Genomic DNA, 25,303 nt, shown 5'->3' on the forward strand with positions numbered 1-25,303 from the left:
CCTTAATACCCCATGGCTCGCGGCAACGACGTAACAATCGCTGGAAAAAACATACACAAGAAAAGGACTGCATACATTGCCGCGATGAAAGGCCAGCTTTCGCGCACCAACTCGGTCATTTTTACGCCAGTGACACCGCAGACAACAAAGAGAACCACCCCAACAGGCGGGGTCAACATGCCGATCACGAGGTTCATCACAAAAAGCAGTCCGAAATGCAGCGGGTCAATACCGAACTGTAACGCGATAGGATGAAAGAGCGGCACCAGCATAATGTTGGCGGCGTTTGATTCCAGAAACATACCCACAACCAGCATCATAGCCGTAACCAGCAGAAGGAACACGATAGGGCTGTCAGTCACTTCTTTCAGCAGTGCTGCAAGCTTGATCGGCAGAAGATCAATGGTGAAAAGGAAGGTAACAGTCGACGCGAAGGCGATCATCGCCCCCACCATTGCCGTGGTTTTGGCCGCAGAAAGCAACACGTCCGGTAGGTCGGATATTTTAAGTTGACGTGTGACAAAAAATCCAATGAACAGCGCGTAACAGACGCCGATGGCCGCACCTTCGGTCGGGGTGAATGCTCCCGCGACGATGCCACCGATCACCACAACCGGCATCATGAAAACCACGATTGAGCGGCGCAGTTCCCGCAGAGCCGCCACCAAGGTGAAGGGTTTTCCAGCGAGAGGATAGTCACGCTTCCACGAGATATACCAGCACAACGCCATGAGCGTAACGAACAGGATAAGGCCCGGCACGACACCCGCCATGAACATACCGCCGACAGAAACCGACGATCCGGCCATAAACGCATACACAATCATGGCACCAGAGGGCGGGATGATTGGCCCAAGGTTCGCGGCGGCTGCGACCACGCCAGACGAAAAGCCCAACCCGTATTGTTGCTTGAGCGATGGCACGAGCGTCGTCGCCAACGCCGATGCATCCGCCACTGCGGCACCCGAGACCGACGCCAAACCAGCTCCCGCGATGATCGACACCTGCGCCAAGCCACCGCGCATCCGCCCAATAAAGGCATTGGCGAAATCGACCAGCCGATCCATGATCCCGCCCTTGAGCATGAGTTCGCCCGCAATCATGAACAGTGGGATCGACATCAGAGGAAAGGAGTTCACCGCATTTAACATGCGGATGGGCATGATGCTCGGGTCAAACCCCGCCATCCAGAGGCCAAAAATCGCGGCGCAGCCCAGTGAGAACGCCAGTGGCATGCCCAAAAAACCCAAAACAAAAAAACAGGCAATGACGGATAGGCTCATGGGATTGGGGTCTCCGGATCTGCTGCCATTTGCAACAGGTGTAAGGCGGAATGCAGGGCACCCACGATGATGGGGAAAAAGAAGACGGCGGATGTGATGTTGATTGCGCCCATCCGTTCGTTCCATGTGACGCCTGCAACGTTGATCGCGGTCCATGCTACCAGTAACAGCATCAATCCCGCGATCAAATAGGTCGCTCGCTGCACAATCCCGCCAAGGGGGGCAGGAAACTTAGCCACGAAAATGTCGATACTTACGTGCGTTCCGTCACGGATACCGAGTGGGATTGCAATAAAGATGGTGGTGACAAAGGCTAGGCGGGAAATCTCGTCCGCCCAATCAAAGGAACCGTTGAAAACATAGCGCATCACAACTTGTGCCGAAACCACCGCAGCCATAATGGCGGCGGTGGCGATAACGACCTTGCGCGCACCGGAATCGGCGTGCGCAAGGAAAGTGACGAGAAAGTTTTTAATCACTGGATCAGTTCGATGGAGAAGCTATTTCAGCGTCGAGTAGTGCGACCAACTCTGGATCAAGGCGCGCCTTGGTTTCGGCTGCGACGCCTGCTGTTCCCGTGCGCAGGGCGGCGGCGAGTTCTGGTGAAACTTCAGTGTAGGTCATGCCCATTTCGATGATCTTGGCAAGTGCGGCATCGTCCTGTTCTGCTGCAAGGGTGCGTTGGAGGGTAACGGCGGTATCCATTGCCTCTGTTACCCAGCCTTGGGCTTCGGGAGCAAGGCCGTCGAACCATTTCTTGTTTGCCACGACGGAGATGAAGTCAAAGAAATGGCCTGTGTTGGAAACGTAGGGCTGCACTTCTGGGTATCCTGCAACTTGAATGATGGAGAATGGGTTTTCTTGCCCGTCGACGACCTTTTGCTCAAGCGCCGAATAAAGCTCGTTCACGTCCATGGCGAGGGGGTTGGCGCCAAGCGCGCGGAACGTGGCAAGGTGGGTTTCATTCGGCTGAAGACGGATTTTCAGACCCGCGATATCGTCTACAGTTTCAATCGGATGCACCGAGTTGGTGAGTTGGCGGAAGCCAAGTTCCATATAGCCCAGTGAAGTTATGTCGTGTGTGGCTAGCTTTATGTCGAGCGCGTCACCGACGGGGCCGTCGATAACCTTGAACGCCTGTTCCCGACTTTCAAACTCAAAAGGAAGGCCGACAATTTCCAATTCAGGCACGGTACGCGTCAGGTAGGCGCTGCCAACCCAGATAATTTCAACCGTGCCGATTTTGACGTTTTGAACGTTTTCGGACGCGCCACCCAATTGGCGGGCGGGGAAAATGTTGACTTCGATTTCGCCACCGGAAAGTTCTTCGAGCTGGCTTTTAAAAGTTTCCATAGCAACCGAGGACGAATGTTCCGTCGCAAAGTTTCCGGCAACCCGGATCACATCAGTTGCGTTTGCTGCTGTGGCGAGTGCGAAGAAAGATGTGGCGAGAGCGAATATCTGACGTTTCATGGGTAGTCTCCTGAGGTTCGGTTGGTTTTATAAAAGTTGTTCTAGAGAGGTTTTGGCACTGGCACCGAATGTCCGGCGACAACGCGCCCGAATGACTGATGCGATTTCGGCCAATGTGCTTGTGTGTTCTTCGAGCGGCGTCTCGTTCAGGCGGCGCTCGAAGATTTCGAATAGAGTCTTGCGGTCGGGAACCCGATGCAGTGCGAGAATGAACGGATGATCGAAGCGCGCGCGGTATATTTGATTAAGCTCAGCCAATCTCAGGGCCTCTGCCCGCGATAGGCTGTTCAGTCCAAGGCGCGCTTGCTCGAATGTTGATTCTATTGTCATCCGGCCTTCAGCGGCTTCGGCACCCGAGAGTTCCGGATGGGAATTGTACAAAGCTAACCGTGTTTCATGGCGTGCCTCGATTATAACTTCGACCAGAGCCTTAGCGAGGGTTTCGTCCGACGAAAAGGGCCGCTGGTCGACCACAATTTCGGTGACCCATGGCGAATTCTCGACCAAGGGTGCGAGTACGACAAGAGCCTCGTCGCGTTGGAGCATGTTGAGTGTGTTTAGAGAGGAATTCATGATGCCGTCCGCTTGCTGATAATGCAAACCTACGTATTAAATGCATTGCAATCCATAACATAAAGATCGATGCTTCGTTCGAATTATTCGAATGGTCTTAACAATGCCCTTAAACTTGGTTCCCCGCGTCCTACTGTATGTCGAGGCTGTTGCCGAACACGGCTCAATTCAGGCTGCTTCGCGTGCGATTGGTATTTCAGCTTCGGCAATTGATCGTCAAATCGTATTGCTTGAAGACAAACTGGATCTCCAGCTTTTTGACCGGCGAAGTACGGGCATGGATCTGAGTGCTGCTGGCGAAATGTTCGTGGTGCTGTCCCGCAGGTGGCGCGACGACGAAAACCGTGTTCTTTCGGATGTGAAACAGATGCACGGTGTCGAAGTCGGTCTTGTGCGACTGGCAACGATGGACAGTCTTACCAATGGACCTTTGCCCCAGATATTGGCACGGATCGGGCGGGAATATCCTCGGGTGGAGATCGAAGTAGAGATCATGACGCCCGACGAAGCCCTTGTCGCAATTGACGAAGGTTTGGCGGATATCGTGTTGGGGTTCAATCTCAAGGCGTCGCGCGATTTGCACGTGCTCTGGAGCGACGAACTGCCGCTTGTGTGCGTCGCGTCTCCAGATCATCCAGTATCGGAACGCGAGACGATCTCGATCAAAGATGTTCGGGCCTATCCTTTGGTTGTTCAAAGCGCAAAACTTGCCATTCGACGGATACTTGAAGCGCGGCACACGTGGCTTTTCTCCGATACGAGGCCGCCAGTTGTGACCAATTCTTTGCAGCTCCTTAAGCAAATGGCGGTGTCAGGCTCTCACATTGCGTTGACGTCGGAACTCGATGCCTCTTCGGAACTTCTGGACGGTAGCCTGATCGCCATTCCTATCTCGGAGCAAAAAATCTCTAGTCAATCCATCGGACTTGTTGTGAGTGTGCGCAGGACATTGCCCCGCATTTGTACGACTGTTTCTGAAATTGTTGCAGAAGAGATCGCAAGCTGTATCGCCGAAGTTCGGGGCGTAGCCGCGGCGCGGCAGGTGGCAAGGCCGACGGTGAGGGATGGCGATTTGTTTTGAAAAAGATAAAGAATTTAGATCAAAGTGGGGGGTGGTTTGCAGATTTGTGGCACCCTCACATTCAAAGTAGTAACCCTATCAATTGAAACAGACCACGAATCCCTTTTGAGGCATCGCGGCGAACGGGATGAAACTCGAGTGAACCAGATCGCGCTTATCAATCCGAATTCCAATGCGGAAACAACCGAAAAGATGGTCGCGATTGCTCGCAAGGTTGATCTCGATCTAGTAATAGACGGCTTTACCGCGCAACGTGCACCGAAGCTGATTATCGACAAGGCGTCGTTGGATGCCAGTGCTGCCGAGGTGGTGGAAATTGCAAGAGCAATGCACGGATACTCTTGCGTTATTGTGGCGGCCTTCGGCGATCCAGGCGCGGATATTCTGCGAAGAAATTTGCCGATGCCGGTCATTGGTATTGGAGCGGCTGCGGCGCGCAGAGCGATGCGGGAGGGCATGCCATTTGCCGTTGCGACCACAACACCCGCGCTTGTGCCGAGTATCGATACCTTAATGCGCGCCAATGGGGGTGCAGCCCCATATATTGGATCGTTCGTTCCGGAAGGCGACGCGGTTTCCCTTATGGCGCAGGCCGAGGCGTTGGATCGCGCGTTGTTGCACCAAATTGAACGTGCCGTTCATGCAGGTGCGAGGCAGGTTATTATTGGCGGCGGACCCTTGGGCGAAGCGGCTGAAAGGCTGTGCGGTCAGGCCACGGTGCCCCTGATCCATCCAATCAAGGAAGCGGTCAAAGAATGTATTGCCCTCATGGCGACCAAAAATGGAGAATGAAATGAGTGATGACTGGACTGCAAAGCTTGTGGCTGCGCATCGGGCGAACAGTCGGTTTGTGCCAGAGGGCGCGGGGCCTCAAAACTTTGACGACGCGTACCGGATTCAATCAGGTGTGTGCCGCGAAATGGGTGCAGTTGGCGGCTTCAAAACGGCCCGTAAGCTAGGGGAGGAGCCCATCATGGCGCCTATTTTTGCGGCGAGTGTGGTGCCAAGTGGCGCGCAGCTGAACGTGGCCGATATGATGGGTATTGAGTTGGAAGTGGGATTACGGATCCTGTCGGATTTGCCTGATGATTTCGCAATGGTTCCTGAGGGCGACTTGGCGGCGTACCTACAGCCCGTTGCGGTGATCGAATTGGTCGACACGCGCTTTGACGGGCCATTGTCCCAAAATCCTTTGGTCAAACTTGCCGATAATCAGATTAATTTTGGTCTTGTCGTCGGGGGAGAAGTTCAGGCGTGGGACGGTCGCGATATTGGCGTTGTTGAAGCGCAATTGCGGGCTGGGGACGATCAGGTTTTATCTGGGACGACCACGGTTCCCGGTGGGTCCGCCTTGGAGACTTTTGCAGCGCTTGCAAGGCGGATTGGCAATCATTGTGGCGGGCTGCGCAAAGGTCAAATCGTCATTACTGGGTCCCTCCATCCGCTGGTTTATTATCCAAAAGGGTGCGAGGTGGAGGGCGAGATTGCAGGTATTGGCACGGTAAAGGTTACGTTGGCGTAGCAGCCAATGCGGGCCATCTAAACGGGGCGACGCAGGTTGAAGCAAGGTCCGTCAAAAGCGCTTCTGACCCGTGTTGCCCAATAAGCTGCATTCCAATCGGAAGCCCCTCTGATGCAGCGGGAAATGCGACAGCAGGAAGTCCTGCCGCGTTGACCCAGCCTGTGAAAACCGCATGACCGCGCGGTCCAACAGTGTGCCCGTCAATCTCGGTTGGAAAAGGCTCGGAGGCTGGCCACGGATTGGCTGCGGCAGTGGGCGTGAGGACTATGTCGTAGGCCGCGAACAACGCCGCTAACTCATTTCGCAACGCGAAGACGATCTCCATAATTTGATATAGGTCTGTTGCTGTTTTGGATGCTCCAGCTTGTGCCATCTCCAAGTATTTGGGGTTCGCACTGGCGCGCACCTCCGGTGCCTGAGTGAAATAATTTGCAAGGCCAATCGCGCCGATCTGGCTCCAGACGGCATTCAGCGCCCTTAGATCAATGGGCAGTTGCGCCCGCGTTACGGGATGGCCCAAGGCTGCGAGCCTCTCGCATGTATCATCGAAAGCCTCGCGGATCGTCGGATCGCAAGGGGACTCTCCCAAAGCCTCGACGGCCAGAATACGCATACTTTTCAAAGGCGTAGGCGGGCAGGGGGTGTCGGCGAGGACCATGTCCAGCAAAGCAAGGTCCCGCGCGCTTCGGGCAATAGGCCCAACCACCTCAAAATCAAGAAGAACCTGCGCAAGCCCGCCGCGGCGACCGACATGCCCGATTCCGGGTTTCAGCCCCAAAAGGCCGGTGTAGCCCGCAGGTCTGCGGATTGAGCCGCCTCCATCTGTTCCGATTCCAGCCGCTGCCATACCCGCAGCGACGGCCGCAACGACGCCGCCGGAGGATCCACCCGGTGTTAGCGCAGGATCAAAAGGGTTGCGCGTCACGCCGAAAGTCAGATTGTCAGTGTACCCTTCAACCGCAAACTCAGGCGTGTTGCCTTTGCCCAAAAATATTGCACCTGCCGCGCGCAATTTAGCGATAGGCGCTTCATCGTGAGTACAGGCAAGTTTGGACAAATAGGCATTTCCCCAAGATGCGGGCATGCCCGCTGTCACAAGGTTGTCTTTGATAATAAGCGGCACGCCATCCAAAAGACCAAGCGGCGTGCCATTTTGCCACCGTTGTGTGGACGCGGCTGCTTGGATCAGCGCGTCTGGATTTATCGCGGTGTAGGCATTTAGCGTCTGGTTGAGGGCCGCGATGCGCTCTTGCAGACAGGCCACCGCCTGTGTTGGCGTGATACTGCCGTCGGCATAGCCCGCGAGCAGATCGGTTATATCCAGTTTCCAGATACTCATCCCATGATGCTTTCGGGCAACCACATCACGATACTCGGCCACAAAATCAGCGCTGTCGCAAACAAAATCATAATCGCCGCATAAGGGATGGCACCGATAACCACGTCCAAAAACGGACCGTTGTCATCGCGCACGCCCTGCACAACATAGAGGTTCATTCCAACCGGTGGGGTGATCATGCCAAGTTCGCTCATCAAAACGACAAAGATGCCAAACCAGATTGGGTCGATACCCGCCGCAACGATGATCGGAACGGCAATCGGGATTGTCAGCACCTGCATCGACAAAACATCCATAAACATGCCCAAAATCAGATAGAATAACATGAGTGCAAAGAGCAGCGCTATCGAGGTTAAGCCAAGCCCCTCGACCCAACCACTCATGGCGCCAGTGATCCCACCGAGGGCCAGCGTGACGTTCAGCGTAAAGGCTGCCGCGATTATCAAAAGGATCATGCCCGTTGTTTTAGCGGTTTGGCGAAAGCAGATATCCAGAAACGCAAAGTTAAGCTTGCCTTCACGCCAAACAAAAAGAAGTGCCACGATCACGGCAAGAGCAGCACTTTCCGTGGGGGTCGCAATCCCCAGATAAATCGAGCCCATCACAATCGAGAAGACCACCGCGGGTGGGATTAAATGTCGTAGGGCACTGATCCGTTCGCTGCGGGAAACCTCAGGAGGGGCGGCAACGTCGTCGGGGCGCCAATAGTGTTGAAGGGCAATCAAAACCATGAAGGACAGTGTCAGCAAAATGCCAGGCACAATGCCCGCAATGAATAACTGCCCCACAGAAACATTCGCCAGCGATCCATACACCAAAAGGTTCACGGAGGGCGGGATGAGAATGCCCAAAGTGCCGCCCGCCGCGAGGGAGCCAAGCGAGCGTGAGGGGGTGTAGCCACGTTCGGTCAACGAGGGGAGGGCCACAGTGCCGACGGTCGCCGCCGTTGCCACCGAAGATCCGGATGTAGCGGCAAACAGGGCGCAACAGCCAATGTTGGTGTGTAGTAATCCCCCCGGAAGACGCCCGAGCCAAAGGGCCAATGCGCCATACATCCGATCCGCAATACCGGACCTGAGGAGCAACTCGCCCAGCAAGATAAACAGCGGGATCGCCGTCAGAACATTTTCGTTCTGAACCCCCCACAGGACGGGCCCCATACTTTGTAGCAAAACCGGCCCATAGAGGATCATGCCACCGACAACCCCCATAGCCACCATGACCACGGCAACCGGAAAACCAATGAGCAACAAGCCCATCATGACCGAGAAGCCAATTGCGATATCAAGAATTGTCATGCTATTTTCCTGCCCGTTGTTTGAGCCCTTGCAGCTCTTCGGCGAGTTCATCTGCCGCGCCTTTTGGGTTGAATTCGGCGGTTAAGGTCGTGTGGCGGCCCGTGAAAAACAGCCATGTGGCGCGGAGGGATAAAACAATGGCGCAGATCGAGAACACAGCGAGCGCCCCGTACCATGCGGATTGCGGCCAGATCAAAGGTGTCGCCCAAGGGGTCGGGGCGGTTGAGCCGTAATCAATCGTATCAATGATCACAAACCAGCCAACATAGAGAAAAAAGCACCCCAAAAGCGCCATGGCAACGGCCGCAAGCCAGTCGATCAAGGACTGAATGAAAACCGGGAATTTCTGGTGTAGGATGTCGATGCGGATATGGGCGCGCTCTGCGAGTGTGACCACAAAAGCCAGCGAAGACCCAAAGGCGAGAATATAGCCCCCCAGCTCGTCCGCGCCTTGTAGGGACGTATTGAAAAGCTTGCGCATCACGGTTTCCAGGGAGACGAAGGCCGCGAGAAAAAGAAGCGACCAGCCAAAGAGGCGGCTGATCCATGTGGCGATATAATCCATTGATATCCCTTATTCATGAGGTCTAAGGGCGGCTTGCACCGCCCCCAGATAAAATTTAAAAGTCGATATCAACGCCGACAGTATCCATCCAATCGCTTGAGCAAGCGTCATTTGTGGCATCGCAAATTTCTTTCCAAGCAGGGAAAGACACATCCGTTACCGCAGTGGAAATGAGCGCTTTGTCTGTCTCGGTCACTTCGACCAGTTTCAGGTCATAAAGCGTGCCTGTCTCGCAGGGTTGTTGCCCCACGTTGCATTTAACCGCATCCACGAACAATTCTTCGGAATAGGCCCAAATCTCGTCGCTCAGAGTGTCAAAAGCGGCCTGCATCTTGCCTTGATCTTCGGCGGACAGGGCGTTCCATTTGTCGAGGTTCATGCCGTAACCATTCATGGCGAGCTGGAAAGCGATTGGCAGCATATAGGACGTAACTTCTGGCCAGCCAGCGGAGTTCGCGGAGGAGGGCCCCGTGATCGCGCAATCAACTACGCCACGAGCCAAGGACTGTTGCACATCCCCAAAGGACAGCGGAACCGGTGTGCCACCCACAAGGGAAACAAAATTTGCAAGGTTCTGGTCATAGACCCGCACTTTGAGGCCCTTCATATCCGCCAGAGAGGAAATTTCTGGCTTACAGAACAGCACTTGAGGTCCGAAGGGCCAAACGCCCAGAAGTTTTGTGTTGAACTTTTCCTGAAGGCGCGCGTCGACCACGGGCAGGTATGCAGCGGCCGTTTTCTTGCCCGTTTCATAGTCGGGGTTTAGCCCAACAAGGTCGAGGCCCAGAATGGTTGGCTCGTCCCGCGACACCTGACTTAGGCGCAAGGAAATGATGTCGAACAAGCCGCTTTTTAGCACGCGAAGTTGCTCGGTATCTTTAATCCCAGTGACATCGGCAGGCTGAAAATCTGCATCAATATCGAGTCCGGTACGGGCCGCGAAATCTGCAAAGAATGGACCTTCAACGTTTTTTTGAATGAGGCCTGTTCCGGCGGGCTGGCCCATGACGCGCATCGTTTCGGAGGCGGCGGGTAGAGCCATCGCGCAGAGCGCCAAGCTGGTAACAAGGGTTTTCATCTTCATGTCGGTCTCACTTTCATTTAGGTTGGGGTTTGAATTTCTGAAAAACGCTGGAACACTGAGCCCCAGCCGGTGACGCGCGCAGGGTCGAGCCCAACTTCGCGCATGCAATGGGCTGCTGTGACCGACACGGAGTCGAATACAGGTACGCCCGTTTCTGCTTCGATTTCAGCGGCTTGAGGGGCACCTCTAAAGTTCGTGCAGACAATTGAGACTGCAGCAGGTTTTGCCTTGGCAACCGACCGTATCAGGGCGGCAACATGGTCCGCCGAATAGGTGCCAAACGCGTGGTTGATTTTTTCGTGCAGACGTTCATCCGCGGTGACCATAATGCCTTGGCCTGCGTAATTTTCGATAATGAGGTCCTGAATTTCGCTTATATACGGCGTCACAAGACCAAGGGTTTCAATCCCGAGGCCTCGATAGAGCTGGTCATAAGCAAGGGCTGTGGACGTCGCCTTGATACCCGTTTCGGTCTCAATTAACGCGCACAGCGCTCGGTCCGTGTCTAGCCCCAGCCAACTGGCCGAAGTGCCATTCCAAGCGATAAGATCAACCTGTGCCTCCGCGAGGCGATTGGCGGCCTCCAAAATGGGTGCGTTCGTAAATTGGGTTTTCGACGCATCCGACATTGAAATTTCAACGACACGAAAGCGCCCGAAATGTGCGGAGGCTTCGTCGCCAAACGGGCCAAACATCGCAGAGGTATACGGCTCCAGAACCGTGTTCGAAGAGGGGGTCAGCATTCCGATGCGCTTGCCGGTCTGTCTTGGGTAAGATTTCACAACAACACCTCCGGCGATTTGCGAGGCAGATAGGTGCCACTGGCGGATTCTGTGATGGTGTTGTTTTGGCAAACTGTTTTGCCGCGTAGGATTGTGCGAACGGGCCAGCCCGTGACGGCAAACCCTTCCCATGGCGTATAGTCGGACCCGTGGTGCAGATCGTTTTGGGAAATTTGCTTTGTGAGGGTCGGGTCCCACAAAACGATGTCTGCATCCGCCCCTACGGCAATGGCGCCCTTGCGGGGGGCCAAGCCATACAAACGCGCGTGATTGGTGGCTGTCAACTCGGCGAAGCGGCTAAGAGAGATGCGTCCCTTCATCACGCCCTCTGAAAACAGGATGGGCAGGCGCGTTTCAATTCCTGGAATTCCGTTCGGGATATTTCGAAAGGAGGCGCGCGCGCCAGCCGCGTCTTTTCCTGCGGGGTCGGCAAACCTGAAAGGACAGTGATCCGATGAGAACAGGTTGAAGTCGCCCCGCTCAATCCCCGCCCAGATCGCATTTTGTTCGTCGGTGTCGCGAGGGGGCGGTGAGCACACGTATTTGGCCCCTTCAAAACCGGCGCGGTCAAGATCATCTGCAGTGAGCGTGATATATTGCGGGCAAGTTTCCGCGAAAACCTTTACGCCGCGCTGCCTTGCGCGCATGATTTCGTCGAGCGCGGCACCGTTGGACACATGCACGATGGTCACGGGTACACCGGCGATCTCTGCCAGCGAAATGGCGCGATGCGTGGCTTCCCGCTCGACGGGAACTGGACGGGTGCGGGCATGATAAAGGGGAGCTGTCTCGCCGTGTGCTTCGGCCTTGTCGCGCAGAAACTCTATGGCGGCTTCGTTTTCGGCATGTACCATGACCATGGCATTATGCCGTTTGGCGGCATCCATCACTTCCAGTATTTGGCTGTCAGAAAGAGCTAAGCCCTCGTAGGTCATGAAGATTTTGAAACTGGTATATCCCGCTTCAATTAAGGCGGGTAGATCCTGTCCAATTGTTTGCGGATCGGTATTCTTGATAATTAGATGGAAAGATACGTCCACAAAACACTGCCCATCAGCCTTTGCGTGATAATCCGCAACGGCCTCGCGCAATGTGTATCCGTCGTCTTGCAAACAAAACGGCATAACAGTGGTGTTCCCGCCACAAGCTGCGGAACGGGTCGCGGAGGCAAAATCATCCGCCATCTCAATCCCGGGGCCAGAAGGTTGGGCGATATGGACGTGGCTGTCGATCCCACCCGGAAGCGCGATCAACCCAGTGGCGTCAATCACTTCATGTGCGGGCCCGAGATCCAGCCCAAGCGTGGCGATACAGCCGTCCTTGATACCAATATCACAAAGGGTTTCCCCACTGCCTGTGACGACGCGGGCGTTTTTGATGATCGTGTCATGGTACATCACACGTTCTCCTTGCCAATGGCTGCGGCGAGGGGCTGTGTTAGTCCGACCGAGGATTTCGCAACGGGCTTGGAGGCGCGGTTTGCGAAGGCCCCTTTGTCGGTGATCTGTGCAAGGGCCACGGCCTGCGCCGCAGCGGCAGCAATCGGATCAATAACGATTGCCGGAACCTCAAGAGCGATATCAGGGGCTAGCCCTGCCAGAGGCGCCCCCCCCATGATAATGACGTCTGCGCTATCTTCTTGCACGGCCTTCGTTGCCAATTGGATCATTTCTTTACGAAGTTCGTGGCGAACAGCCGAGACATCAACTGAATGGGCTTCTGGTGTTAGAACCCCACAAAACCGGGCGCTCAACCCCGTTGCATTGACACAATCGGTGTACCAGCGGTGCATCACGCTGGAAAAAGTGACTACGGCAAAGGTTTTGGCCAACAGCGCGGCCGACATCACGGCGGCTTCGGCCATGCCAACAATCGGTATATCAAAGAGTTCACGTGCCGCAGCGACCCCAGGATCCCCAAATGCCGCGACGATAACCGCGTCAAAATCCGCGCCGTGCTCGGCGATCATGTCTAGCACAATTGCCCCTGCAATCTGTGCTTCGGCTCGACTTGCAATGTATGGAAAACCGCGCTCAGCTGTGATCGCTACAATCTCAACATTCGCTCCAACAGTGCGCTGAGCGATGTTTGCCATCGTATCGGTCATGGACTGTGTCATGTTGGGATTGATTAGAAGGAGTCTCATAGTGCGGCCTTTTTCATGTTATACCACTCAAATTGAAGGCGGTTCTTCAAATGGCATTCCATTTTAATATGTTGAGCTGGGAGAGGAGTGCACAGTAAATGCAAACAAAAAGACCGATTTTTTATAGATTGATTGAAATTTGGGCACGTTTTTTGCCGCAATATCGAGTCTTAGGCGCGCAATGAAAAATATGGCATTCCATTTTGAGGCACTTTGTTTCACGGGGCCGCAGGGGATTCGCGCTTTTCACGATTTTGGCGTTCAGGCATCGCTTGAGTTGCGTTTGGGCGCGCCAGTAGCGCCTGCCGAACTTTAGGTCAGTCGCGTTTTTTAGTTTCCGTTGGGAACGTGACGGGTGGCGGACTGGCGTGTCCGCGATCAAAAGCCCCTCCGAGTTGCCACGAAGGAAGTTGGGGGGAGGTCGAAAATCGAAGGGAAAACTTTCAGAGCGCGTTTTGGTCTATCAATCGATTTCAGCCTGTTTCAGAACCTCGGCAACTGTGCGGCCCGTGTTTTGAAGGTGAGCGCACCAAGTTCGACGCGCACCGTCGCCGTCACGAGACCGCAAGTAAGCCATCAGTTGCTCGTGTTCCTCGACGGATTCGTCCCACCGTACAGGATCAATAATCGCCATAAAACGGCCCCGACGCGCCCGCGCCATCAGTTTGGTATGCGCGTCGCTTAAGATCGGATTGCCACACATCCGAAGAATTGCGTCATGGATCTCTGAATTGGCGTCAAAATAATTCTCGGCATTACCGATCCGTTTAAATAACAGCATTTGCGCGTGCAGATCCTCCAGGATATCAAGGTTTTCGTTTGAAATCGTCGCCGTAAGCCTCTCTGCAGCTAGGCTTTCTAACGACGCGATCACATCGAATAAATCAAGGGCCTGTTGCGATGTATATTCCGTTACCTGCGCCCCTTTATTGCGAGAAATATCGATCAACCTATCGGCGTGAAGTAACTTAAGGGCTTCGCGGATTGGCGTGCGGGAAACTGCTAGCTCGATCGCGAGCTTGCGTTCAACAATACGTTCGCCTGATGTTAGCTGCCCCTTTATTATGCGGTCACGCAATATTTCTGCGACCCATTCCGCCACTGCAGTTAGGTCTTTTCCGGGGGGGGCAAAAGTTGCGGTGTCCACCATTCGATCCATCCTGTTTCCAGAGTGACAATATGGGATGCTATCTCATTATGCTATGGAAAAAGGTGAAGCGGCAGAGTCAGATGTAACTGTCTTGAGTGGGCATTGACACATTAACTCGACGAGCGGGATTGCTACGGATAGTTGTGGTCGAATGAGCAAGATATCCTACGCACGCCACCGATTCCCACCGACAATAATCCAACGGTCTGTCTGGCTGTATTTCCGATTTCCGCTAAGCTTTCGAGACATTGAGGAAATGCTGGCCGAACGCGGGATTGATGTCAGTTATGAGACGATCCGTCGATGGGTTTTGAAATTCGGCCCGGCTATTGCTGCGAACGTCAGATCCCGCAGAGTTCAACCTTCAGGAACTTGGCATTTTGATGAGGTCTTTGTTCGCATTGGCGGTAAACGGATCTATTTGTGGCGAGCCGTAGACGATGAGGGCGAAGTTCTTGAAGTCCTGGCCTAACCTCGCCGAAACAAGCGCGCAGCCCATAAACTTATGCGGAAACTCCTAAAGAAGCAGGGATATATTCCGGATAAGATTGTTACCGACAAGTTGGGTTCATATTCTGCGGCACTTCGGGAGCTTGGCCTGGAGCATCTTCATGTTACAGGTGGTCGACTGAACAATCGGGCAGAAGTTTCACATCAACCGACGCGCCGACGGGAACGGCGAATGGGCAGGTTCAAATCGCCAGGTTCAATGCAACGGTTTCTGTCTGCCCATGATGCCATCTACAACCATTTCAATTTGCAACGTCATCTGATCTCCCGCTCAAATCTCCGTCACTTACGCGCTAAGGCGCTTGCTGAATGGTGTGAGATTGTTGCCGCCTAAATTCGGGCGGTTTCAATTTCGCTGACCTGAATGAGTTACTGTGACAAAGCCATAGCGATACTCTGGGTTCACCGGCTCTAAAGAAAACCAGAATGCGCCATAATGTTCGGTACGAACGACATAAAGATTGGCTTCCGGATCAGCCTCGTCTTGGCGAAAGAGTTTAAGCGTTGAGCGGCGGCCTGCGTCCATTGCATCAAATGAATACGCGTAGGGCAAGGACCCGCTGGGGTCCTGTTCTGCGATAAAGAGGCCCGGAGCATAGTAATCCTTTGGGAGCTCATTTGGAAACAAGAATCCATTTCCAAGTGGAAAAAAGCTTAAGTATAAGATCTGCGGGTTCATCGGATAATCTTCAGAGAGAGAGGACCGTTGAGATAACTCTGCCCCCTTTTGCTCTCCCACTTATGTTGATCACAGTAGAGCTTGGGCCCACCAACAATGGGTCCCCACACCACGTCTTTGCCAAAAGTGAATGAGCGCTGTGTTTGTGTTGATTTTATGTGCTCACGGTGTTCGATGGCAAGTGTCTGGTCTAAAGCCTCTATTTCAAAAGTCCAAAAATCCTCTTCTTTCATCCGAAATTCGACGACCGTTTCAGTCCCAAATTTTTGTTTTGCCCAAGCTTTTGCGACGTGGAGTTCTGTTCCCAGATAGAAACCTTGACCAAACTCTCCACCACCAACAGTCGTGTTGACAGATCCGCTTACAAGGTCATTGGCAAAGACATCTGAGGTGCCATGGTAGGTCGATGTATCATCAAAGGTGGGCATTGCAGCTCTTTCACTTGTCACTCAAAGCGAGTGGGTAGGAGGAGCATATCCAAAATTGCTTTTCTGTTCTAGCCCATCGTCGCTCCGTCCTAACAATCCGATATCACCGCCTTGAAGCATTTGCCGCTTGAAACGCAGCCGCCAAAGCGGCTTGAGAGCCTAACCTGTGACATTTCATGCGCAGATATCGGCCACTTCGTTTTGTGATCCGTCCTAATATGGTTCGCCCGCCAATGCTGTGTTGCCTGGCGACAAACCCAAGCCACAATTCAAGATCACGACCGCGATCAAAGGCTTCGCCGTTGCCGATTGCGGCAACCATTGCGCTGGAGTTTGGGGCCGTACTGTCAATTTGACTGGACTTCTGTACCACCGCAAGCGTGTGTGTGGATATGGAACATGAACGTATTCTCGATGACCTTTCGAAAGGATTTGGCGACCTGGTTGCATTGGAAGAACTAATAACAACTTGCCAAAGAGACTAACCGGTTCCACTGGACTTGTCCGCCAGCGCAAGCGTTAGTGACGCAGCTTACCCCGCGCCGCGGGCTTCACTCAGTACAAGGCTCCGGAAATTCCAGGCCGACTGATTGGAGAACAACATGACAAATGCAACGAACCCTGTCCTGGCTAAATCGCCGGATAAAAATCTTGAGGGCATAGGTACTCAAGAATCCGCCTCAACCAAACCCGCCCAAACTAAAAAGGCCAGATTGATTGCGCTGCTGAATGCAAGAAACGGCGCCCGAACCCCAACCATTTGCAAATCCCTCGACTGGCAAAAGCACACGGTGCGGGCAGCATTGTCGGGGTTGCGCAAAGAAGGGCACGTGATTGTCACGTCAAAATCTGCCCGTGATGGCGTTACTGTCTACCGGATAGAATCCAGTCCCGGGAAGGCTGCGTGATGGTTGAGCGCAGCATTGTTGTTGCCAATCCCGACCGCGCAGACATTTACAATGAATGGTGCACAGCCTTTGGGCGACCACCGCCCAAACACCTGTCGACCAGCTTTATGCAGCGTGCATTGGGTTGGGAAGCACAATCAAAACAGAGTGGTGGATTGCAAACAGATATAAAGCGCGCCCTGCAATCCATCGCCAGCGGTAAAAAACCCAAACTGGCGGTGCCCCGCAAAGTCGCAACGGGCGCACATCTGGTGCGGGAGTGGAACGGTCGGACTTATCAGGTGGAAGTGCTGGAACGGGGGTTCCGGATGGATGGCAGGGAATACGGCTCACTTACAGCGATTGCCAAAAAGATCACGGGCGCCAACTGGTCAGGGCCGCGGTTCTTCGGATTGAAAGGCGCTTGAGATGCAGAAAATACGCTGCGCCATATACACCCGCAAATCATCCGAAGAAGGGCTGGAGCAGGACTTCAACTCGCTGGATGCCCAGCGGGAGGCCTGTGAGGCCTATGTCACCAGCCAGAAGCACGAGGGCTGGGTTGCCCTTGTGGATCACTACGACGACGGCGGTATCTCCGGCGGGACGCTGGAGCGCCCCTCACTGAAGCGTCTGATGCAGGATATCGATGACGGGCTGGTGGATCAGATCGTGGTTTACAAGATCGACAGGCTGACACGCTCATTGGGGGACTTTGCCAGACTGGTCGATCGACTGGATGCTGCGAATGCCTCGTTTGTATCCGTCACCCAGTCCTTCAACACCGCCACCAGCATGGGGCGGCTGACCCTGAATGTTCTGCTGAGCTTTGCCCAGTTCGAGCGCGAAGTTACCGCCGAGAGGATCAGGGACAAGATCGCGGCCTCGAAGAGGAAAGGCATGTGGATGGGCGGGATGGTACCGCTTGGCTACAACGCGGCTGGCCGCACATTGGAGATCAATGGGGAGGAAGCTGAAACGATCCGCACTCTTTTTGAACTTTATCACAATTATGGGACTGTCAGAGAGGTAGCGCATCAGGCTGCAAAACTGGGTCTGCGCTCCAAAAAACGGACAAATGCCAAGGGCGTTCAATCCGGCGGTATTGCTCTGGATCGTGGCCATATCCATCACATCCTGACCAATCCGATCCATGCCGGGCGAATACGTCATCGCGACAAGACCTATGAGGGGCTGCACGAAGCGATTATTGAACCAGCCGTATGGGACGATGTTCAGACAAGATTGCAAGTGAAAGCAGCATACAGACGGGGCGAAGGAAAGAAGGTAAAAGATCCATCTCCATTGATCGGCAAACTCTTTGATGAAACCGGTGATCGTTTTACACCGAGCCATTCCAGAAAGCAGGGCAAACGCCATCGATACTATGTCTCGCATCGTTTGGTGAAACGGGCAGGGGAAAAGGATCTGTCTGGCTGGCGACTGCCTGCATTACAGTTGGAGCAGCAGATAACAAAAACGATACAGGAGCATCTGGTCACAGCTGCGACACCGGAGATGGTAGATGGCCTGACGTCAGAGGAAATTGTCCGGATCAGAGCGCAAGTGGAGCTGGCCGGCTTGAAGCAGAAGAAGCTGTTTGCGCTGATCAGGCGGATCGATATTGCCGCGGGTAGCATGCAAATCCGACTGGATACCGACGCGATGATAGCCGTTCTGCAAATCGAACCCGATCGCCTGATACCGGAGGCATTGACCATCACCCAGCCGTTCCGGATACGCAAACGCGGTGTCGAGACGAAGTTGATTATCGGGGACAATCCAGCTGAACTTGATGATGCCCTGATCCGCAATATCGCCAAAGCACACCACTGGTTTGCAATGATCAAGTCGGGCAAGACCTTCGACGAGATCGCCGCGACCGAGGCAACCTCCAAACGCCGTATCCAGCAGGTTATCGAGTGGGCATTGCTGGCACCGGACATTGTCCGGATGATTGTCGAGGGACGCCAGCCAATCGGTCTGACCTCGAATTGGTTGTTGCGTCACGCGCTGCCAACAGACTGGAACGCGCAGCGTCAACTAATCGCCACGCTCTGAGCCTCCAGACAGCGAGGCCCGATCCCATTCATTCCATATGTGTATCGCCGAAATGGCCTGCCGAGACTTTGCCTGGATATCGACCGTACCCAGTGCCAATGAAGCGTCTCTGCGGCGAACCCGTATAGCCAACCCGCGGATAACACGCAGCTTTGCCAAGCTGTAACGCATGCTCTCGAAATTATGTAAGTGTTTGGCTGTGCTGCCAGTCCTGAGCGAGCCAGTCTCGGCTGATTTTCCCTGCTAACAGGGAAATTAACAGGGAATATTGTGGAAAATAGACTGATATCGCCAGATAACACGGATGGTCGTGGAGTGATTTCAATACCTTAGCGCAAAGCTCCCTAGAGATTTAACAGGGAATTATTCCAAAATGCAGGGATTTCAAGGGGCGTGCTAGATGGGTGTGTATCTGCGTCACAATCTCTTTCCGGGTATCCTCAGTTTTGCACGTGCCTTACGTGGACGAGAACGCAAACCTAGGTGGCTAGTTCACGCAATATGGAAAACTCGGCGGGGGGCTTTTTCGTGCGACTATGGCCGGCGCCACCCTGCGTTTAGTGACGCTTGCTTTGCGGTTAAAGTCCAGTCTTAACTATCGAGATCGCTTGTATCGATCTGTCGCCCTAGAAAGAGTTTGTCAACCATTACAAAAGCTTAATAAAAATATCCCTTGATTTCGCAACCAATCTATGACAGGTTTTTCCCCTAAGTAACGAGGTGTCACGGTAGGATTCCATTCCAACCACCGCAATAAAACGGTGGCCGAAATGTTTCCTTTCACCACACCAAAACTCTCGTCGCATGAAACTTTATTCAAGGCGGGAGGCAGCAATGTCCAAAAATCACAAAGCAATTTTTAAAAGTCGTCGAGCGTGTTCGGCAGACAAAGCCAATGGGTCAAACTGGCAAAGCACAGATGAAGTCGTAACATGTCCCGAGTTTCTCATCAGGAACGATCTTGCTCCGGAGCTCAACTCTATTCTTGTTACTGTGGCCAATCTTAAACCCTCACAGCATCAGGTGCGCAAACCGACGAAAAAGCAGATATCAAAGGTAAAGCGATCAATAGAGGTATTCGGTTTCGTTGCCCCCATTCTAATAAATGGCGAAAATGATATTGTTGATGGTCATTCGCGCGTAGAGGCCGCTCGTGCGCTTGGATTAAAATCAATCCCATGTCTGCAGGTCGGGCATTTGTCGGAGCCGGAAGTGCGAGCGCTCAGAATTGCACTTAACAGAACCCAGGAGACAGGCGCTTGGGATGAGGACGTCCTTAAACTTGAATTTGAATATCTTCTGGACTTTAGAGCGGATCTGGAAATCACCGGGTTCGAACCACCCGAGATTGATATGATCCTTGAGGTCGGGGGACCAACCGGTGATGAAGTCGATTCAGTTGATGATATAAGTGACCTTCCCAATACAAAAACCGCTGCGGTCACTCAAACCGGAGATCTCTGGATACTTGGGGATCATCGCATTTTATGTGGGAATGCCCGGAGCCTTGTTGATATTGACAGGCTAGTTCAAGCATCACCCGTTGCAATGGTTTTTACAGATCCGCCTTTCAATGTTCCGATCAACGGCCATGTGCGCGTTTCGGCTGGCAAGTTCGAAGAGTTTAGTGAAGCCTCGGGCGAAATGACCCCCGATGCGTTTATAGCCTTTCTAGCAGAAACGCTCGGAAATGCAATGTCTACACTTAAGCTAGGTGGGCTTTTATATGCCTTCATGGATTGGCGCCATATGAGTGAGATGCAGGCAGCGCTTGACCAAATAGGCCTGAAACTAATCAATCTGTGCGTTTGGGCGAAGGTAAACGGCGGTATGGGATCGTTTTATCGTTCGCGCCATGAGTTGGTGTTTGTGGCAAAGCTGCCGGGTGCACCCCATCGCAATAATATCGAATTGGGCAAACACGGCCGTTACCGTACAAATGTTTGGGAATATGCTGGGGCGACGGGGGGTGCAAGATCGCAGGAAGATGATTTTACGCTGCACCCGACAGTCAAACCGGTAAAACTGGTAATGGACGCCATTCTAGACGCCACCGCCATTGATGAGGTCATTTTGGATCCCTTTCTCGGTAGTGGCAGCACGTTGCTTGCCGCAGAGCGGGCGCGGCGACGATGCTTTGGTGTCGAGATATCGCCTGCCTATGTGGATGTTGCAATCCGCCGCTGGCAGGCGATGACAGGGTTAGATGCAGTGCACATGGAAACTGGTGAAAGGTTCAATGATCGAAAAGGGCGGTTGTCCGACGGTGATGATGCCGACGGCTATCCTGAGGAACTCCTAGAAATTGCGTCCGTCGAACCGGCCGACGGCATTCCAGATTGGGAGAGTTTCTAATGAACGAAGATGACAAATCAGCCGATATAACCAATCCAAAGGATCATAAGATTGGCTACGGAAATCCTCCAAAGAATTCACAATTCAAGAAAAACCAAAGCGGCAATCCGAAAGGTCGGCCAAATGGATCCAACAATCTGAACAAAATCCTTGAAAAACTTGGTCTCGAAAAAGTTTCTGTGACCGAGAATGGCACTAAGAAGTTCATGACAAAAATTGAACTAGTACTCGCAAGTATGATGAACAAGGCGTCCAAAGGGGACGTAGCCGCCGCAAGGCTACTGGTTTCAGTATCCCAAATGTCGGGGGCGGTAGACAATTCGGAATATGAGCAACCGTATTCTGAGGTAGATCACAAGCTCGTTTTGGAAGAGGCCGAGTGGCAAGTGTATTTGAATAAATATAAAGGGGGTGAGGGCGATGAGTAAAGTCAATCAACTCGCGCAAGCTCTTTACCACGAAAACCTTTATAATTTTGCTAGGCGGGCATTTGAAGATTTGAATCCAGGCGCATTGTTCTCCGGTGACCGCTATGTCCGAGCAATCTGCCATGCGCTCGAACGGGTATATCGTGGCGAAGTCAGTCGCCTGATAATCATGTTGCCGCCGCGCCACCTGAAATCGCAAGTGGCCAGTGTGGCGTTTCCAGCTTGGGTGTTGGGGCGCGATCCTACTAAGAGACTTATCTGTGCCAGTTATGCGGCCAGCCTTTCGGAAACATTTGGGTATCAAGCGCGCATTATTATACAGAAACCCTGGTACAAAGCCACGTTCCCAAAAACACGGTTCAGTACTGCAAAACCGGCTGTGGATGAGTTGCGAACAACGCATAACGGCTGGCGGCTTGCCACTTCAACCGGTGGTACACTCACGGGGAAAGGGGGCGACATAATCATCATAGATGACGCTATGAAGGCCGAGGACGCCCAATCGGAAGTCAAGAGGGAGAGTACATATTCCTGGTATCGAAATACAGTTGTCAGCCGGCTTGATAATCAGAAGGAAGGTGCGATCGTGGTGGTGGCGCAGCGACTACACGACGACGATCTAATCGGTCGTTTGCTTCAACAGGAAAGCTGGGAAGTCCTTTGTCTTCCAGCTATCGCAGAAGAAGGCCTAATCGTACCAATTGCAGTGGACGTAAACTGGAGTAGAAAGGCAGGCGTGCCACTTGACCCCGCGCGTGTTGGGCTTGAGGAACTTGCCAGGATCAAGCGTGAACTTGGCACCAGTGCGTTCGAAGCGCAATATATGTTGCGACCTGCCTTACCAGGCGGCAATTTGATCAAACGGGAATGGTTCGGCCGATATAAGGGAAAGCCTGGTCGCAATCAGTTTGAAGCCATTGTGCAAAGCTGGGATGTTGCGGCAATTCCAGGCGAAAACAATGATTGGTGCGTCTGTACCACCTGGGGCCTGATTGGTTCCTACGTCGATCTTCTGCATGTTCACCGAAGGCAGCATATATTACCGGATCTGCTAAATGCAGCGCAGGCTCTTGATAAGACATGGAAACCGAATCTGATCTTGGTGGAAAAAGCTGGATCAGGAATTGGTCTTGGGCAGTCACTCAGGGATCTAGGGCTTGCAAATGTACAAGCCCTAGATCCCATAGGCAGCAAGGTTCTGAGAATGAGCCTACAGTCGCCAAAACTGGAACGCGGAGAGGTCCGGCTTCCTGAAGAGGCCCCCTGGTTGAAAGGTTTCCTTGACGAAGTTTTAGTGTTTCCAAACGGCAAACATGACGACCAGGTCGATACAATGTCGCAAATTTTGAGGGCATTGGATAAGCAACCGCGTGAGATCAGGGGGATTAGTCGGTATAAAGTATTAGGCACTGCGATACAGAAACGTTGACATTTTTCACGCAAATACGTCATTGACTTATCAAAACCGTGAAAATGGACTGTTAGTCCTGATGTTTTCCGTTGGATCCGGTTCCTGTCACAATACCGCGCTTGATTTGCGGTGGACAAAGCCAAGGATTTTCTGGTTCTGGCGTATTCTATGCGGTCTTCACTATGTATTATTGCATTGTATCGCCGCCAAATGTTCCGCCCCGAATGTCCTTTTGTCTTCCCAGGCAACTAGGGGTGTCGCTTTGCAATTTGGAAATGAGTGCCTTTCCCGTTGGGCAATGTAGATTAGGTTGTAGCCTTGACCCAAGTCGTCACGTTTTTCGGCTGTTTCTAACAATCAGACACAATCCGAAATTAAAGGTTGGGAGGCGTGTGATCGCTAAGTGATGATACCCCGACAGTACGTGCTCCTGGTAAGCCAAAAAAGCATTTTTAGGCGGCAAACATGCTGGCAAAGATGACTTGATAAAGCTGCCATATAGGACCTTACTGATAAATGCGCCAAGCGCGCGTCGATATCTCTTGAGCGACTTTAGCGCAAGGGAAAGTGCAAACAGTGATGAGGGAGGAGCAATGGTAGGTGATCCAAGTAATCAGGAACAATTACTGGCACTAGCCTCATTTCTGCCGGTGCTGGAAGCCGCAGAATTTTCGGCAGGAGAAATGGTTTCTTCGCCAGACACGGTTGACGGAGTCTCTCGGTTCCCTCATGGCAATCCCCGTGAGGCAGTCGGGCATTTCCTAGACATGCTATATGAACAAAACTGGGTGGTGCCATTCGACTGGCAACTCTGGATGGAAACCCAAGGAGGGGTAAATTTGTTTGCAGAAGATGGTGTTGCTTTGGCAAGCGCCAGTCCTGAACAGCTTTGCAAGATGCTGACTACCTTTGTCCGCCGGGATCGTTTTTCCTGGGGAGACCCTTTGATGGGAGATTTTGAGTCTGGCTTGATCACGCGAATTGTGCGTCGCGCCCATGTACTGTCTCAAAGTTCCATTGAGGACGCTTAAGACCAGTGCAAGTCTCGACAGATGTAGACCTTTACAAATTTGGTATAGTGTTCTTGCCTTGAACAAAGTCGTTGCACTTCAGGCTGGCGCTCTTTCGGTTTTGGAGCTATGCCCGAAAGTTGGTGACGGCGTGATCAGGCGGCATTTTGAATTTGCTTGATCCCGTCCTTAAACTCAACCCCTTGGATGATCTCGGGCATTCGGTTGGCTCCATCGAGTTTGCGCCATTTGTTTTGTGCTGACATCATCAGTTTGAAGGCCATGGCGAGGCCAGTTTTGCGACTGAGGCAGCCCTTGGTTTTTCCGGTGCGATGTCGGACTGTGGCGAACGTGCTTTCAATCGGGTTGGTCGTTCGGATGTGTTTCCAGTGTTCGGCCGGGAAGTCGTAGAAGGCCAGCAGCACATCGCGGTCCTTGGCCAATTTGCCTACGGCTTTATCGTATTTGACGCCGTAGGTTTTAGCGAAGAAGTCGAAAGCCGCCTCAGCATCCACGCGAGTTTCGGCCTGGGCACTGTCAGAAGAAAACCGGTTGAGGCGGGCAGGGTGAACGCCTAGCGTCGCAGGATGACAAAACGCGACCCATTCAAGTACTTCAAGACGAGCCCGCAGATCATCCGCCTGGCAGTGATGCTTTACGTTCGGTACCCTCTGTCACTCCGGAATGTGGAGGATTTGTTGCATGAGCGCGGGATCGAAATTAGCCATGAGACTGTGCGGTTTTGGTGGAACCGGTTCGGTCCGTTGTTCACCGCGGAGATCCGAAGAAAACGGGTTCAGCACCTTCGAGCTCATTCGAATTGGCAATGGCATTTGGACGAAGTGTTTGTAAAAATCAACGGTGAAACCCACTATCTCTGGAGGGCCGTGGATCACGAGGGCGAGGTGCTTGAAAGTTATGTCACCAAGCGCCGGGATCGCAAAGCGGCGTTGAAATTCCTCAGAAAAACAATGAAGCGCTTTGGTCCACCACATGTCATCGTGACTGATCTACTGCGTCTTGAACTTCGGCTCAACAGCGCCCTCACGCAGGTACTTCTTAATTGTGTTACGAGACAGACCCGTCCGGCGGGCAATCTCTCGAATTGGCATCTCTTCACGCAATGCCCAACGTCGTATTACACTTAAAAATCCCATGTCGATCACTCCATATCTCCCCGACCAAATCCGTCAGGGTAGTGTGTTTACATGGGTCAATTCTCAGTGAAAATTTATGGG

The 25,303-nt window shown here is 53.1% G+C and carries 24 protein-coding genes and 5 pseudogenes; 12 read left to right on the plus strand and 17 right to left on the minus strand.

All coding sequences use genetic code 11. The annotated features are described in order from the left end of the window. Nucleotides 1–2: 2 nt before the first annotated feature. The 4 genes from AB9F26_RS19130 to uraD are packed head-to-tail and all read right to left on the minus strand — an operon-like array spanning nt 3 to nt 3,329. A complete protein-coding gene (locus AB9F26_RS19130) occupies nt 3–1,283 on the minus strand; it encodes a TRAP transporter large permease (protein ID WP_369768764.1) in 1,281 nt (426 codons plus the stop codon). Further along, nucleotides 1,280–1,762, minus strand: coding sequence for a TRAP transporter small permease (locus tag AB9F26_RS19135; RefSeq protein ID WP_335586460.1), 483 nt, complete (start codon nt 1,760–1,762; stop codon nt 1,280–1,282). Before AB9F26_RS19135 ends, AB9F26_RS19130 begins: the two co-directional genes overlap by 4 nt. A 4-nt stretch (nt 1,763–1,766) precedes the next feature. Beyond that, on the minus strand, nt 1,767–2,756 hold the full coding sequence (locus AB9F26_RS19140) for a TRAP transporter substrate-binding protein (protein WP_335586461.1): 990 nt from the start codon (nt 2,754–2,756) through the stop codon (nt 1,767–1,769). 27 nt (nt 2,757–2,783) lie between these two features. Then, nucleotides 2,784–3,329, minus strand: a complete 546-nt coding sequence (gene uraD / locus AB9F26_RS19145) for a 2-oxo-4-hydroxy-4-carboxy-5-ureidoimidazoline decarboxylase (protein ID WP_335586462.1) — start codon at nt 3,327–3,329, stop codon at nt 2,784–2,786. 103 nt (nt 3,330–3,432) lie between these two features. On the opposite strand from uraD, the gene AB9F26_RS19150 reads away from it, so the two are divergent. The 3 genes from AB9F26_RS19150 to AB9F26_RS19160 all read left to right on the plus strand — a co-directional run bounded on the left by AB9F26_RS19150 (nt 3,433) and on the right by AB9F26_RS19160 (nt 5,932). Next, on the plus strand, nt 3,433–4,410 hold the full coding sequence (locus AB9F26_RS19150) for a LysR family transcriptional regulator (protein WP_335586463.1): 978 nt from the start codon (nt 3,433–3,435) through the stop codon (nt 4,408–4,410). 138 nt (nt 4,411–4,548) lie between these two features. Next, nucleotides 4,549–5,202 carry an aspartate/glutamate racemase family protein gene (locus AB9F26_RS19155; RefSeq protein ID WP_369768765.1) on the plus strand — a complete coding sequence of 218 codons (654 nt, stop codon included), beginning with the start codon at nt 4,549–4,551 and terminating at the stop codon, nt 5,200–5,202. Nucleotide 5,203: 1 nt separating this feature from the next. After that, nucleotides 5,204–5,932, plus strand: coding sequence for a hydratase (locus AB9F26_RS19160; protein WP_335586465.1), 729 nt, complete (start codon nt 5,204–5,206; stop codon nt 5,930–5,932). Here AB9F26_RS19160 and AB9F26_RS19165 read toward each other — a convergent pair. From AB9F26_RS19165 to AB9F26_RS19200, 8 genes are all read right to left on the minus strand, one after another. Beyond that, on the minus strand, nt 5,919–7,271 hold the full coding sequence (locus AB9F26_RS19165) for an amidase (protein WP_369768767.1): 1,353 nt from the start codon (nt 7,269–7,271) through the stop codon (nt 5,919–5,921). The genes AB9F26_RS19160 and AB9F26_RS19165 overlap by 14 nt on opposite strands. Continuing rightward, nucleotides 7,268–8,569 (minus strand): TRAP transporter large permease, encoded by a 1,302-nt coding sequence (locus AB9F26_RS19170; RefSeq protein ID WP_369768769.1) that lies wholly within the window; start codon nt 8,567–8,569, stop codon nt 7,268–7,270. Before AB9F26_RS19170 ends, AB9F26_RS19165 begins: the two co-directional genes overlap by 4 nt. Before the next feature lies 1 nt (nt 8,570). Then, nucleotides 8,571–9,134, minus strand: a complete 564-nt coding sequence (locus AB9F26_RS19175) for a TRAP transporter small permease (protein ID WP_335586468.1) — start codon at nt 9,132–9,134, stop codon at nt 8,571–8,573. 55 nt (nt 9,135–9,189) lie between these two features. Beyond that, entirely contained in the window at nt 9,190–10,218 is a 1,029-nt protein-coding gene (locus AB9F26_RS19180; protein ID WP_369768770.1) for a TRAP transporter substrate-binding protein, read from the minus strand. 17 nt (nt 10,219–10,235) lie between these two features. Next, complete coding sequence (locus AB9F26_RS19185) at nt 10,236–11,000, minus strand: aspartate/glutamate racemase family protein (RefSeq protein WP_369768771.1); 765 nt, start codon at nt 10,998–11,000, stop codon at nt 10,236–10,238. Then, a complete protein-coding gene (gene hydA, locus AB9F26_RS19190) occupies nt 10,997–12,397 on the minus strand; it encodes a dihydropyrimidinase (RefSeq protein ID WP_369768772.1) in 1,401 nt (466 codons plus the stop codon). Before hydA ends, AB9F26_RS19185 begins: the two co-directional genes overlap by 4 nt. Then, the gene (locus tag AB9F26_RS19195) at nt 12,397–13,146 is read right to left on the minus strand and encodes an aspartate/glutamate racemase family protein (protein WP_369768774.1); all 750 of its coding nucleotides are present in this window, start codon (nt 13,144–13,146) and stop codon (nt 12,397–12,399) included. Before AB9F26_RS19195 ends, hydA begins: the two co-directional genes overlap by 1 nt. A 463-nt stretch (nt 13,147–13,609) precedes the next feature. Next, a complete protein-coding gene (locus tag AB9F26_RS19200) occupies nt 13,610–14,296 on the minus strand; it encodes a GntR family transcriptional regulator (protein WP_335586473.1) in 687 nt (228 codons plus the stop codon). Between the two features lie 151 nt (nt 14,297–14,447). Between AB9F26_RS19200 and AB9F26_RS19205 the strand changes: the two are divergent. Then, a pseudogene (locus AB9F26_RS19205) lies at nt 14,448–15,140 on the plus strand (IS6 family transposase). A 12-nt stretch (nt 15,141–15,152) separates the two neighbouring features. Here AB9F26_RS19205 and AB9F26_RS19210 read toward each other — a convergent pair. The 3 genes and pseudogenes from AB9F26_RS19210 to AB9F26_RS19220 all read right to left on the minus strand — a co-directional run. Further along, nucleotides 15,153–15,485 carry a hypothetical protein gene (locus AB9F26_RS19210; RefSeq protein ID WP_369768775.1) on the minus strand — a complete coding sequence of 111 codons (333 nt, stop codon included), beginning with the start codon at nt 15,483–15,485 and terminating at the stop codon, nt 15,153–15,155. Next, entirely contained in the window at nt 15,482–15,913 is a 432-nt protein-coding gene (locus tag AB9F26_RS19215; protein WP_369768777.1) for a hypothetical protein, read from the minus strand. The genes AB9F26_RS19210 and AB9F26_RS19215 overlap by 4 nt, the downstream gene beginning before the upstream one ends. A gap of 103 nt (nt 15,914–16,016) precedes the next feature. Next, nucleotides 16,017–16,244, minus strand: a pseudogene (locus tag AB9F26_RS19220) (transposase); the annotation flags it as partial. A 271-nt stretch (nt 16,245–16,515) separates the two neighbouring features. Between AB9F26_RS19220 and AB9F26_RS19225 the strand changes: the two are divergent. From AB9F26_RS19225 to AB9F26_RS19255, 7 genes are all read left to right on the plus strand, one after another. Beyond that, nucleotides 16,516–16,821, plus strand: coding sequence for a DUF3489 domain-containing protein (locus tag AB9F26_RS19225; RefSeq protein WP_369768778.1), 306 nt, complete (start codon nt 16,516–16,518; stop codon nt 16,819–16,821). Further along, a complete protein-coding gene (locus tag AB9F26_RS19230; RefSeq protein ID WP_369768779.1) occupies nt 16,821–17,228 on the plus strand; it encodes a DUF2924 domain-containing protein in 408 nt (135 codons plus the stop codon). The genes AB9F26_RS19225 and AB9F26_RS19230 overlap by 1 nt, the downstream gene beginning before the upstream one ends. Before the next feature lies 1 nt (nt 17,229). Continuing rightward, nucleotides 17,230–18,861, plus strand: a complete 1,632-nt coding sequence (locus tag AB9F26_RS19235; RefSeq protein ID WP_369768780.1) for a recombinase family protein — start codon at nt 17,230–17,232, stop codon at nt 18,859–18,861. Nucleotides 18,862–19,695: 834 nt separating this feature from the next. Beyond that, nucleotides 19,696–21,216, plus strand: coding sequence for a site-specific DNA-methyltransferase (locus AB9F26_RS19240; RefSeq protein ID WP_369768781.1), 1,521 nt, complete (start codon nt 19,696–19,698; stop codon nt 21,214–21,216). After that, nucleotides 21,216–21,644, plus strand: a complete 429-nt coding sequence (locus AB9F26_RS19245; protein WP_369768783.1) for a DUF5681 domain-containing protein — start codon at nt 21,216–21,218, stop codon at nt 21,642–21,644. The genes AB9F26_RS19240 and AB9F26_RS19245 overlap by 1 nt, the downstream gene beginning before the upstream one ends. Beyond that, nucleotides 21,637–23,073: a phage terminase large subunit gene (gene terL, locus AB9F26_RS19250; protein ID WP_369768784.1), complete on the plus strand. Its 1,437-nt coding sequence runs from the start codon at nt 21,637–21,639 to the stop codon at nt 23,071–23,073. The genes AB9F26_RS19245 and terL overlap by 8 nt, the downstream gene beginning before the upstream one ends. 575 nt (nt 23,074–23,648) lie before the next feature. Beyond that, entirely contained in the window at nt 23,649–24,086 is a 438-nt protein-coding gene (locus AB9F26_RS19255; protein ID WP_369768785.1) for a DUF6508 domain-containing protein, read from the plus strand. Between the two features lie 134 nt (nt 24,087–24,220). Here AB9F26_RS19255 and AB9F26_RS19260 read toward each other — a convergent pair. Continuing rightward, nucleotides 24,221–24,592: pseudogene (locus AB9F26_RS19260) on the minus strand (transposase); the annotation flags it as partial. A 60-nt stretch (nt 24,593–24,652) separates the two neighbouring features. On the opposite strand from AB9F26_RS19260, the pseudogene AB9F26_RS19265 reads away from it, so the two are divergent. Then, a pseudogene (locus tag AB9F26_RS19265) lies at nt 24,653–25,084 on the plus strand (IS6 family transposase); the annotation flags it as partial. Here AB9F26_RS19265 and AB9F26_RS19270 read toward each other — a convergent pair. Continuing rightward, a pseudogene (locus AB9F26_RS19270) lies at nt 25,085–25,222 on the minus strand (helix-turn-helix domain-containing protein); the annotation flags it as partial. Between the last annotated feature and the right edge of the window lie 81 nt (nt 25,223–25,303).

Source organism: Falsihalocynthiibacter sp. BN13B15 (assembly GCF_041205415.1).
GTDB lineage: Bacteria > Pseudomonadota > Alphaproteobacteria > Rhodobacterales > Rhodobacteraceae > Falsihalocynthiibacter > Falsihalocynthiibacter arcticus.